Source organism: Clostridioides sp. LIBA-2809, from assembly GCF_056688965.1.
The window spans coordinates 3,639,578-3,653,055 of the sequence record NZ_CP197004.1 but is presented as its reverse complement, the minus strand read 5'-3'; the positions used below and the strand labels follow the sequence as shown (position 1 = coordinate 3,653,055).

Sequence of the window (13,478 nt, the reverse complement as noted above, 5' to 3'; positions counted from 1 at the left end):
GGGAAAAAATAATGAACTATACTAAAAAAAGATGGATTATATTAATCGCAAGTTGTTTTATTAATTTGTGCATTGGGTCAATCTATGCATGGAGTGTATTTGCTACACCTATGGCAGAATACTTAAGTGGAATTAATGGAACAGTATTTACTGCAGGAACTTTAGCAATAGTATTCACGGTTACTAATTCTGTTGGACCTATAACTATGATTACTGGAGGAAGAATAAATGATAAGTTTGGGCCTAAAAAAGTTATTTTTGTAGGTGGTCTTATATTTGGTATTGGAATGATTTTATCTGGATTTTCAAAAAGCTTACCAATGTTAATTTTAACATATGGAATCATACTAGGACTTGGGGTAGGTATGGTATATGGATGTACAATAAGTAACTCTGTTAAATTTTTCCCAGACAAACGTGGGTTAGTAGGGGGAGTAACAACTGCCGCCTATGGATTTAGCTCTGTAATTATACCACCAATAGCAAATAGCATAACTACTAGCTTTGGTATTACAACAGCATTTAAATCAATAGGAGTTGTATTTCTTATAATTGTATGTGGAGCATCATTTTTTATTGAAAAATGCCCAGATGATTTTGCACCAGAGGGATGGACTCCACCAGTTATGAAAGGCAAACAATTAAAAAATAAAGATTGGAGAGAAATGCTTTCTTCATCTATATTCTATGTGATGATTATTTTATTAACATGTGGAGCGTTTTACGGATTGATGTGTACATCAATGGCATCTGCTTTAGCACAAAATATGATAGGAATGACATCAGCAACAGCTGCGATGGCAGTTTCTATTTTAGCTTTATTCAATACAGCAGGTCGTATTGTAGCAGGTTATATATCAGATAAGATAGGTAGAATAAATACTTTATCAATGGCATTTCTAATTTCAATTGTAGGTTTATTATGTCTATCAACTTCAGTACAAGGAGATGTAGTGAAGTTTTACATAGGGATTTCTATTATAGGAGTATGTTTTGGGTCATTTATGGGTGTATTCCCAGGATTTACAGTAGATCAGTTTGGCCCTAAAAATAATAGTGTTAATTATGGAATCATGTTTATAGGATTTGCATTTGCAGGATACATTGGACCTACAGTAATGAAAAATGTTTATGCAGTAGATGGTAATTATACAAGAGCATTCACAATAGGAATTGTTATGGCAATAATAGGATTAGGATTAACATTTGTTTATAGATTTGTAAATAATAAAGAAGTATCAAAATATCAAGGTAAAAAAATAAGTTAATATGGGGGAAATAATATTATGAAAAGAAAATATCCAAATTTATGTAAGCCAATTCAAATAGGAAATGTAGTATTCAGAAATAGAATGTTTTCTGCACCAATGGGTGGAACAGATATAACAGCTGATTGTACAATAGGACCAAAGTCAACAGCATTTTATGAATTAAGAGCAAAGGGTGGAGCTGGAGCTGTAACCATAAGTGAGTGCATGGTTCATCCAGAAACTGATGGTTCACATGCGTATCATTTAGATTTAAAAATAGTTGATTCTTTAGCTAGTTTTACATATACAGCAGATGCTATAAGACGCCATGGAGCAATACCAAGTGTAGAACTATCACATTCTGGTCAATATGCGGGGACTTACCTAGTGGATAAAAATAAAAAGCAAGGTTTGTCACAATATGGAGTAAGTCCAAGTATAAGGGCTGATGGTCTAGAAATAAAGGAATTAACTCAAGAATTAATTGATGATATAGTAAAATCTTATGGTGAAGTTGCAGGTCTTGCTAAAAGAGCTGGATTTGAAATGATAATGGTTCATGGAGGACATGGATGGTTAATCAATCAATTCTTATCACCATACTTTAATAAAAGAACTGATAAATATGGAGGTACTTTAGAAAATAGAGTACGTTTTGCACAAGAAGTATTAGATAGTGTTCGTAAAGCTGTAGGTCCAGGGTTCCCAATAGAATTTAGATTAAGTGGTTCTGAATTATTTGAAGGTGGATATGATTTAGATGAGGGTATTGAAATATCTAAGTTATTAGAGTCAAGAATTGACTTACTTCATGTTTCAGCAGGAACGTATCAAAGAGGATTTGGAATAACACATCCATCTATGTTTGTACCTCATGGCTGTAATGTTTATCTTGCATCAGAAATCAAAAAACATGTAAGTGTACCAGTTGCAACTCTTGGTGGATTAAATGACCCATCTCAAATGGAAGAGATAATAGCAAGTGGAAAAGCTGATGTAGTTGAAATGGCAAGAGCATTATTGGCAGACCATGAACTTCCAAGAAAGGTAATGTCAAATAGAGATGAAGATATAGTTAAGTGTTTAAGATGTTTCACTTGTATGGCTGAAAGAGCTGCAACTTCCACTAGAAGATGTACAGTAAATCCACTTATAGGTCGTGAAATAGAAGGTATGGAAATAAATCCAGTATTAAAACCTAAAAAAGTTTTAGTAGCAGGTGGAGGGCCAGGTGGATTAAAAGCAGCAATAACAGCAGCACAACGTGGTCATAAAGTAATACTTTGCGAAAAATCAGATGCATTAGGTGGAATATTAAAAGGAGAAAAAGCTATACCATTTAAATACGAAATGTATGAACTTGGAAATACTTTTAGCAAATTAGCAAAAGATGAAGGTGTAGAGATTCGTTTAAATACAGAAGTTACTAAAGAGTATGTAGAAAAAGAAAATGTGGATGCCTTAATAATAGCAGTAGGTTCGTCTCCTTTAGTTCCACCAATTCCAGGACTTGATGGTGATAATGTAGTAGTTGTAAATAATTATTATCTAGAAAAAGATAAAGTAGAAACTGCAAAAGAAATAATAGTACTTGGTGGAGGTCTTGCTGGATGTGAAACAGCAATACATTTATCTAAAGAAGGTAAGAAGGTTAATCTAGTAGAAATGAGAGGAGAACTTGCTCCAGATGCAAATATAAGACATCGTCCAATACTTTTAAGTGAAATAGAGAAACAAGATATTAAAGTACATACAGAGTTTAAAGGATTAAAAGTATCAGAGAAGGGTGTTCTTTGTGCTGATAAAGATGGTAATGAAATTTTAGTTTCAGGAACACATGTTATATGTGCACTTGGTCAAAGAGCTAATCGAAATATAGTAGATGAGTTAATAGATTGTGCTCCACATGTGGCACAAATAGGTGACTGTGTACGTCCATCTACTATAACAACTGCAGTATATCAAGGATATCATGCAGCACTTGATATATAATATATGTGAAGTTTATAAAATAATAAAGTTTGAATAGTGGGTATAGGTAGATTTTTGTGAAAATAAATCTATCTATACTCTTTTTTTAACAAATTAATAATTGTGAATATGATTTTCTATGAAAAAAGTAAAATTTGTATTGAAAATAATACTAATTTTTTCGATAATTAGGAATTCTAGATATTATTCTAAAATAAGATAGGCAAAGGATTTACATAGTGACTATAATATAACATTTAATAATATCAATTTAGGATGTAAATTTTATAGAGGATTGTTTAACAAGCCTATACTTATCAAGTTTAAAAAATATCTAGGAAATCGTTGACAGATTTATATAGATAGTATAATATATAGAATATAAAATTAAACGAAAAAGAATTCTAGTTATGGCGACGTAGTCATAATTTTGAGTATGTTACTGATTAGCAGGCAGAACTCAAGTATATATGTAAAAAATAGAGGAATACTCTATACATATATGCTTGAGTTCTTTTTATTGAAGGGAGGAAGATATGAAAATAATTCAGATTTTAAATAATAATGTAGCCTTAGTAAAAAGAGGTAAAAACGAAATTATTGTATTTGTCAAAGGCATTGGTTTTAAAAAAAGAGTAGGACAAGTAATAAGTGAAAATGAAATAGAGAGAACTTATATACTAGATTCATATGATATGTTGGAACACTTTAGTTACTTACTACAAAACTCAGATTCTAACAACATAGTTCTTATTAATGAAATAATTGAATATGGGGAGAAAGCTTTAAATATAAAATCAAGTGATTATCTAAGTTTAACGTTACTAGACCATCTAGAGTTTTTGCTTAAAAGGTGTGAAAAGAATCAGTTTATAAAAAGTCCCTTAGTATGGAATGTCAAAAGATTTTATCCAAAGCACTTTGAAATTGGTATGTATGCACTAAAATTAATTGGTGATAGTAAGGGGATTAATCTTCCTGATGATGAAGCAGTATCAATAGCACTTCATTTTGTAAATATGGAAGTAAATAAAGAATCTCATGATGACACAATTGTAGAATTAAGAACTCTAGGAGATATAGTTTCGATAATAAAATATCATTTTAATGTAGAGTTAGATGAAACTTCAACAAACTATATGAGATTTACAACTCATCTACAGTACTTCATACAAAGAATTATATCAGAGGAAGCTTCAATAGATGAAGATGGTTCAATAGACTTATATAAACAAGTAAGTAAACTTTATCCAAAATCATTTGGAAGTGTTCAAAAAATAAGAAAATATGTAAAATCACAATTTAATGTTGATATATCTATAAGTGAAGAAACTTATTTAATGTTGCATATAAATAGGGTGACTCAAAGATTGGGGGTAAAATCAGATGAAGTATAAAGAGTTAAATGAAAATATAATAAAATTCATAGGAGGAAAAGAAAATATAAAGTCGGTAGCACATTGTGTTACTCGCTTAAGATTGACATTAAATGATAGGAGTATAGCTCAAACAGAAGAAATTAAAAAATTAAAAGGGGTAATTGATGTAGTTTCTAATGATGTTGCTTATCAAATTATAATAGGAACTCATGTTGTAGATGTATATAATGAGTTTATGTCTATGATAGGTTTAAGTTCAAGTGAATCAAGTATAAAGAGTGAAAGAAAAAAAGGAGTTAGAGGTATCAAAGGTATATTTAATTCCATATTTGTAGTAGTCTCAGAGACTATGACTTCAGTAATTGAGGTACTACTTGCAGCTGGTATACTTGCAAGTATATTAGCTCTTTTAAATATGTCAGGTATACTTCATAGTGATAGCCCTACATATCAAATATTAGATACATTAAGAAGTGCTACATTTCACTTCTTACCAGTATTAATTGCAATAGCTTCAGCAAAAAGACTTAATGTAAATCCTTATATAGCAGTAGTATTAGCAGTTACGTTATTGTCTTCATCAATAGATGGTGTAGAAGGATTGAGTATTTTTGGTATAAACTTACAAGCAACAACTTATGCAAATAGCTTTATTCCAATACTTTTAGGTGTATGGGCAATGGGAATTATAATTGCAGGTTTGAAAAAAATCCTACCTAAAGCATTACACTACTTTTTAGTTCCAGTACTATCTTTAATAATAACTTTATCAGTTACATTAACAATATTTGGACCTATTGGTATGTGGATTGGTGATGGACTAAACTATGCATGTATGTTTTTAATTGATACAGTAGGAAATTGGAGTGTTGTTGCACTGTATGCAGCTTTCCAACCACTTTTAATAGTTTTTGGTGCAGCAAACTTTACTATGCCTATAGCTTTAAATTCTGTGACAGCATTAGGATATGACCCAATTTTTATGGGAGCAGCAACAATATCTGATATTGCAGTTTGTGGTGCAATGTTTGGATATTTCTTAAAAACTAGAAATAAGGAACAAAAGCAGTTATTTGGTACGGTAAGTTTTAGTGCACTTATGGGAGTTACAGAGCCTTCAGTGTTTGGTGTGTTTATGAAATATAGAAGACCATTTGTAGCAGTAATGATAGGTGGAGGTCTAGGTGGTTTAATAGCAGGGTTGGCACAAGTTAAAACATACGGAATGGTTTGGGGATTAGCAGCATTACCAACGTATCTTGTTGGAGGAGAGCTATCCAACTTTACATTTATGATAATAGGTGTAGTAGTAGCATTTGTAGTAGCAACAGTAGCTTCTTATTTATTAGGAATACCTTCAGATGAGAAAGAAGAAGTTAAGAATGATAATGAAAAAGGATTAGAATTAGTAGTTAATGAAAACGACTCAAGAACTATTAGTGTTGGAAGTGTTGCAAAAGGTAAGATAATTGCACTTGAAGAAGTTAATGATAAGGCATTTTCATCTGGAGCACTAGGCAAAGGTGTTGGAATTACACCTAGTGAATCAAAATCAACTGTTATATCTCCTGTAGATGGAACTATAACTATAGTATTTCCAACTAAACATGCTTATGGGATAGTGACTGATGAAGGATTAGAAATATTAATTCATATTGGTATAGATACTGTAAATCTAGATGGAAAGTTCTTTGAAAGTCTTGTAACACAAAATCAAAGAGTTAAAAAAGGAGATGCTTTAGCAGTATTTGAATCTGATAAAATTATAGAAGAAGGATTTGATTCAACTATAATAACTGTAGTTACAAATACTAGTGATTATTTAGATGTAATTTCATCAAATGATGAATCAGAAGAGCTATTAACTGTAATAGTATAAATTTTAGGAGGAGAAATTCATGAATTTTAAAGATACATTTTTTTGGGGAGGAAGTATTGCAGCTCATCAATGTGAAGGTTCATGGGATGTTGATAACAAAGGGCCTGCAATTATGGATTTTGTAACTAAAGGCTCTTATGAAACACCAAGAGTAATTACTGATAAAATAGAAGAAAAATTAGATTATCCATCTCATAATGGAATTGATTTTTATAATAGATATAAAGAAGATATAGCTTTATTTAAGGAAATGGGCTTTAACGCATTAAGAGTATCTATAGACTGGTCACGAATTTTTCCAAATGGGGATGATGAGAATCCTAATGAGTTAGGAATTAAATATTATGAAGATTTGATAGATACATTGATAGAAAGTAATATAGAACCTATTGTAACATTATATCATTTTGAATTACCTATGAACTTAGTACATAAATATGGTTCATGGAATAACAGAAAGCTTATAGATTTGTATTTAAAGTATAGTGAGACTGTAATAAGAAGGTTTGATGGTAAGGTAAAGTACTGGGTTACATTTAATGAGATGAATCATATTGACCCTCAAACAGAGCACTCTGATATTTTTACTTATATGATAGCGGGGATTAAGTATAGTGAAATGCAAGACAAGGTTCAGACATTGGCAAATGTAGGGTATAATATGACATTAGCAAGTGTAAAGGTTACAAAGTTGGCTAGAGAAATCAATCCAAATAATAAAGTTGGATGTGTGTTTGGATTAAATCCAATTTATCCATATAATTGCAATCCTAGTAATGTATTAAATGCATTTTTAGATAATGACCGTGACTATTATCAAATTGATGCAATGTGTAATGGAAAGTTTCCTCAATATAAATTAAGAGAATATGAAAAAAATAATATAAATATTGAAGTGACTGATGAAGATAAAAAAGCATTTGAAGAAGGTAGGTTAGATTTTATAGGGCTTAATTATTATTTTTCAAGTGTGTCTACTCCAAAAGAAAATTTATCAAGTGATAAATCTTTATTTGGTGGAATTCAAAATCCATATTTGGAACAAAGTAAGTGGGGATGGGCAATAGACCCTATAGGTTTAAGATTTACTTTAAACTATATTTACAGAAAGTATCAATTACCTATCTTAATTACAGAAAATGGGTTAGGGGCGTACGATAAAGTTGAAGACGATGGGTCTATAAATGATGATTATAGAATTGAGTATTTAAGTAAGCATCTATCTCAAATGAAGTCTGCAATTGAAGAGGATAATGTTGAATGTTTTGGATATTTAATGTGGGGACCAATTGACCTAGTTAGTGCAACTACAGGACAGATGAGTAAAAGATATGGATTTATCTATGTTGACTTAGATGATGAAGGTAAAGGTAGTTTTAAGAGATATAAGAAAAAATCATTTGATTGGTATAAAGAAGTAATAAAATCTAATGGAGATAATTTAAATTCATTAGATATGTAAAATAAAATGTGTACTCTCCTAAATATGGTGGTAATTAAAGAAATTAAATCTAATTACTATAACTGGAGGTACACATTTTTATGTATAGTAAAAGTATTCGGTCTTATAGGCTTCATATTCGTTTAAAATATAATGAATTGTGATAATTAAAGTATTAAATATTATGACAATGAAAGGGATAGACACTTTTATGTTTTTGTTTAAGTAAAGAGATGGACACGTTCATAATATGATTTATTTACTATATAAAACTATAAATTTACGATTTATTGTCAGAATATATTGACAAATATAACGTTTGAAATTATAATTTATATCAAGAATAGTTTGACAAAATAAAAACTAGTGACTTTAGAACTTAATAAATTTTTTTATTTTTATTTTAAGAATAATTTAGGACTACTATGAATATATAGTTCATCATTGATTTAATATGATAAATAATTTTTGTTTTTGGACATATGATTTCTAAAGTCTCTAGAGATAGTCTAATTTATAAATGAGGGGGGGATGTACTAGCAGATAGAATTTGCACCAAAAGGAAGGTTTAAATTTAAGAATTGAAATAATATATGTTTTAACTGTGATGATGTACATGTTATTAATTTATATTAGATATTTTAGGAATAATTTGAGACGTATATACAACGTAAATTACATATTCAATATTTAAATTAATATAAGTATTCTAACATGTATATTAAAATTGAAGCTGATTGTAGTATAATTCTGTATTTATACAATGATGCAGAAAGTTAAATACTTAAAAGAAGTCTAGTAAATTAATAAATAGTGATGAAGAAAGCGAAACACTTAAAAGAAATCTAGCAAATTAATAAATAATGACGAAGAAAGATAAACACTTAAAAGAAGTCTAGTAAATTAATAAATAATGACGCAAAAAGCTAAATACTTAAAGAAGTCTAGCAAATTAATAAATAATGACGAAGAAAGATAAACACTTAAAAGAAATCTAGTAAATTAATAAATAAAGACTCAGAAAATTAGATACTTAAAAGAAATCTAGCAAATTAATAAATATGGTTAATATTTAAAAGCTAACTATAGTTGTCTTTATTTAACTATTTTAAGAATAATTTGAGACGTATAAAAAACGAGAAATATCAAGCTGTACTATTTGTAGTTAAAATAACTACAGTATATACATTTTATAATTATTGTTTTATTGATAAAAAATTATTATATTCAGGAGGAAACAACAATGGAAAATTTTTGGAATCCACTTACTTGCTTTACTGTATGTGTAATGATTTATGCTTTTAGTGAGTTTTTATCTAAGAAAACAAAAGGTGCAATTTCAACATTGCTATTTGTATGTATTATATTTTTAATAGGATTTTGGACAAATATTCTACCAAAAGACATTACAGGAGCATCAGGCATATTAGCTGCAATGAGTAACTTTGGTATAGCTTTATTAATAACTAACTTAGGGACACTTATAAATCTTGAAGACTTATGTCATGAATGGAAAACGGTTGTAATTGCATTAGTAGGTATTGTAGGAATAGGGGTTGGCTGTTTAACAGTGGGTAGTATGTTATTTGGTAGAGAGTATGCTTTAATAGCAGCACCTCCAATAGCAGGTTCTACTGTTGCTGGTATTATTGTAACAACTGTTGCAGAAGCAGCAAATAGACCTGAACTTGCAGCATTTGTAATTCTAGTATTATCATTTCAAAAATTCTTTGGTATTCCAATAACTACATATTGTATAAATAAAGAACTAAAATTTAAAAGAGATAAAGGAGATTTCTTAAAAGATGAATCAAAAAGTGATTTTAAGCTTCCAAGTATGAGGATTTTTAAAGAAGAATCAGGTAAAAAATCGTCTACTTTAGTATATCTTGCAAAACTTTCATTTGTTGCTATGATTGGTAACTTTGTAGGATTGGCTACTATAATACCAGGTTTTACTCCTGCAAATTATTATTTAAATCCCAATATAGCATGTTTGTTAGTGGGATTAATTTTTACAAGAATAGGATTTTTAGAAAAAGGAATTTTAGATAAATCTCAATCTAATGGGATTATAATGTTTGGTTGTATGTTAATGTTACCTGGAGGACTTGCTAAGGTAACTCCAACTGCATTGTTTTCAATGATTGTTCCAACTGTAGGAATACTTGTTGTAGGAGCTGTATTTATCATACTCTTTACTGCAATCGTAGGAAAATTATTAGGATATTCTCCAAGAATGTCAGCTGCAATTGGTGTAACTTGTATGCTTGCTTATCCAGCAACACAGATAATTTCTAATGAAGGTATTGATGCTATGGAAGGCACTTTAGAAGAAAAACAAAGGGCAACAGATTATTTATTGCCAAAGATGATTATAGGGGGATTTGTTACAGTTACTATTGCCTCAGTGGCATTTGCTAGTATAATAGGTCCACTTATATTTGGTTAATATTAAAATAGATTTATAGGGGGTATGAAATAATGATAGGAAGTATATCTATAAGTGAGATAGAGGAAAAAAGATTTAAACTTGATGATTTGAGTAAGAAGATATGGAAAAATCCAGAAAAGGCATTTAAAGAGTTCAAAGCATGTGAAAATACAGCAAATTTTCTAAAAAGTGAAGGGTTTGATGTGGAAGTAGGGGTGGGAGGCTTAGCTACAGCTATTAAAGCTAGTTTTGGTTCAGGCAAACCAGTTATAGGTTTTATGGGAGAGTTTGATGCATTACCTGGTTTAAATCAAAAAGTTTCAACAAAGCAAGAAGCATTTGAACTGGGAGCTTATGGTCATGGATGTGGGCATAATTTATTATGTACTGCACATGTAGGAGCAGTAGTAGGACTTAAAAGAGAAATGATAGAAAAGAATTTAAGTGGAACTATAGTATTTTATGCATGTCCAGGAGAAGAACAATTAACAGGAAAAGGATTTATGGCTAGAGGAGGTGCATTTGAAGGTCTAGACTTAGCTATAAATTTCCATCCAAATAAAATTAGTGAAGCTACGGTTGGTATATCAACAGCTGTTAACTCTGTAAAATTTCATTTTAAGGGAAAAACTGCACATGCAGGGTCAGACCCTCAAAATGGAAGAAGTGCTTTAGATGCTGTAGAACTTACTAATGTAGGAGCTAATTATTTGAGAGAGCATGTTACTTCTGATGTAAGAATTCACTACACTATTACAGATGGAGGAGTAGCACCTAACATAGTTCCTGATAAAGCATCAGTATGGTATTATACAAGAGCCTTAAGTAGAGAAGCTGTAGAAAGTACATATGAAAGACTTATAAAAGTAGCAAAAGGAGCTGCAATGATGACTGAAACTGAGGTTGAAGTAGAGTTTTTAGGAGGATGCTATAATACTTTAAACAATCATGTTTTAGCAAATCTTGTATCAGAATGTATGAATGATATTAAACAAGAGCCTTGGACTCAAGAGGAATTGGATTTTGCAGCTGAGTTAGATAGACAAAGCCCACAACAATATAAGGCTATGATAAGTAAATATAATTTACCAGAAGGAACTCATCTATATTATGGTGGAGGAAATGTTACAAACTTTAATAGTTATGGCTCTACTGATATTGGAGATGTAATGCATATAGTTCCAACAGCATACTTTTTTACAGGATGTACAAATCTAGGTGCACCAGGTCATAGTTGGCAGTTTACATCCTGTGCAGGAAGTTCTATAGGAGAAAAAGGTATGATATATGCAGCGAAAATTATGGCTATGTTTGGAGCTAAAATATTAAATAATCCAGAAATAGCTAAAAAAGCAAAAGAAGAATTTGATAAATCTATGAATGGAAGAACATACAAATGCCCTATTCCAGAGGGTATTCCGACTCCTTAAAAGAGATGTAAAGTTCAAAATATAGAATTATAATTTTTATACTAGTTTATATACTTATAAAAAACGTGAAATTTTGTTGGTTGTTTGATTATAAATACTACAAAAGGTATATCTTATATTTGTGTTTTTAAGATATACCTTTTAAAAAATTATATAATTTTATTTATCATTCAAATATAAAATATTTTTATGCATTCTATATTTTAATACTCATTTTCTGATATAAATAATTTGTATACCCTTTCAGGTCTACCTTTTGTTGAGTTTTGTTTTTCATATAATATAGTAGCATTTCCAGACTTTAATAGACTACTTAGAAATCTATTGGCAGTTCTTACTGTTACATTTAAACAAGAAGATAATTCCTTAGGAGTAACTTCATCTCTTTGTAGGATTTCAGTAACGGATATAATCTTTTGAATAGTAAGAGTAGAAAGTTTAGAATTTTTAGCAATTGTATTTATGTGTGGAGTCACTTTATTTGAAACAGTAAGTAGCTTATCAGATAATAAAGGCCCTACTGTCTCATAATTTTCATTAACTAAGAAACTGTAGTTTAAAGGGTTTATTTTAGACTCCTTATTAGCACTTATTGCACTAGACATAGCTTGTTTTATATCATTACCAATTCCATATCCAACACATACCTTAATATCAATACTATTTTCAATAGATTCTTTTATATAACACGTAGTAAAATTTTTAGTTAATGATTTAATAGTTTCACATTTAGTGAAGATTTTAAAAGAATTACTATTTTTTTCAATTATAAAATCGGTTAATTTATCTTTTTTTATACTATTTAATATTTTATAAACTTGGTCTAAAGTATAATCATCATAATTTGTATCTTTAACTGTTATATATATTACACTTGGTTGATTTCCCTTCATTCTATGTAAATGAATATCTTTTATTAAGTTGTTAAAAGTACTTTTTAATAAACCTATATCAGGGTATATGAAATGAAAATTTACTCCTGCATCTTGTAACATAGGAACAATACTACTGAAACGAGTAGTAGAAAAATCAATTTTACCTTCATTCCATAAATTAATATGTTTTTTTGCAATATTTTTTTCGAGTTTTGCTATATCAGATAAACTCATTTTAGACGCATTTCTATTAATACTATTCATTAAGTCTCCAAATGTACCATTTGATAAATAATATGAGATGTCTTTTGGATTATCTGCCCAATCCATTAGGTCAAAGTATGCTCTAGAAAAATCTAATGTATTATATTTGAAAATAAGCTTTAGAAACATATCATAGTAACTTTGTAAATCAGTACCAAAATCAACTAAAGGTTTTTTTATAGTCCCAGCCTTTTTTGTAATAGCTTCCTTAGGAATAGGACCACTAACTGCAAATCCATCAAATTTATCTTCGATTTCTAGATACAAATCTCCAACATGAGAAAAATCTTTATAAATATATATTTCAATTTCTGCATTAATATTTAACTTTTTTATAGAATTCTCTACAAAATCTTTTAAAAATTCTGTTGTTATGATTGCTATTTTCATATATTACTTCCTTTTCAATTAGTATAATTATTTCATATTAAATCTTCTATATAATTTTTACTTTTTCTAGTCATGATAAAACTATTTCTCTCTTTACTATTATACATAATAATAGCATGACTAAATATTTATTGTCTAACTAATTATAATTTAAGAAGATATGTT

8 protein-coding genes are annotated in these 13,478 nt (G+C 29.5%); 7 read left to right on the top strand and 1 reads right to left on the bottom strand.

Annotated features, from left to right (window positions below; all coding sequences use genetic code 11):
• The first annotated feature begins 11 nt into the window (after positions 1 to 11).
• The 7 genes from ACTG44_RS17255 (at position 12) to ACTG44_RS17225 (ending at position 11,784) form a co-directional block, all read left to right on the top strand.
• Entirely contained in the window at positions 12 to 1,268 is a 1,257-nt protein-coding gene (locus ACTG44_RS17255) for an L-lactate MFS transporter (RefSeq protein WP_479920906.1), read from the top strand.
• A gap of 18 nt (positions 1,269 to 1,286) precedes the next feature.
• A complete protein-coding gene (locus ACTG44_RS17250) occupies positions 1,287 to 3,242 on the top strand; it encodes an oxidoreductase (protein ID WP_021386012.1) in 1,956 nt (651 codons plus the stop codon).
• A 515-nt stretch (positions 3,243 to 3,757) separates the two neighbouring features.
• Complete coding sequence (locus tag ACTG44_RS17245; protein ID WP_021385957.1) at positions 3,758 to 4,618, top strand: PRD domain-containing protein; 861 nt, start codon at positions 3,758 to 3,760, stop codon at positions 4,616 to 4,618.
• Positions 4,608 to 6,479 (top strand): beta-glucoside-specific PTS transporter subunit IIABC, encoded by a 1,872-nt coding sequence (locus ACTG44_RS17240; RefSeq protein WP_479920905.1) that lies wholly within the window; start codon positions 4,608 to 4,610, stop codon positions 6,477 to 6,479. Before ACTG44_RS17245 ends, ACTG44_RS17240 begins: the two co-directional genes overlap by 11 nt.
• A gap of 19 nt (positions 6,480 to 6,498) precedes the next feature.
• Entirely contained in the window at positions 6,499 to 7,941 is a 1,443-nt protein-coding gene (locus ACTG44_RS17235) for a glycoside hydrolase family 1 protein (RefSeq protein ID WP_479920904.1), read from the top strand.
• 1,222 nt (positions 7,942 to 9,163) lie between these two features.
• Positions 9,164 to 10,372: a hypothetical protein gene (locus tag ACTG44_RS17230; RefSeq protein ID WP_021386030.1), complete on the top strand. Its 1,209-nt coding sequence runs from the start codon at positions 9,164 to 9,166 to the stop codon at positions 10,370 to 10,372.
• Positions 10,373 to 10,404: 32 nt separating this feature from the next.
• Positions 10,405 to 11,784: a M20 family metallopeptidase gene (locus ACTG44_RS17225; RefSeq protein ID WP_479917512.1), complete on the top strand. Its 1,380-nt coding sequence runs from the start codon at positions 10,405 to 10,407 to the stop codon at positions 11,782 to 11,784.
• 203 nt (positions 11,785 to 11,987) lie between these two features.
• Here the strand turns inward: ACTG44_RS17225 and ACTG44_RS17220 are convergent, their stop codons facing one another.
• Positions 11,988 to 13,313: a hypothetical protein gene (locus tag ACTG44_RS17220; protein WP_479919456.1), complete on the bottom strand. Its 1,326-nt coding sequence runs from the start codon at positions 13,311 to 13,313 to the stop codon at positions 11,988 to 11,990.
• Positions 13,314 to 13,478 lie beyond the last annotated feature (165 nt).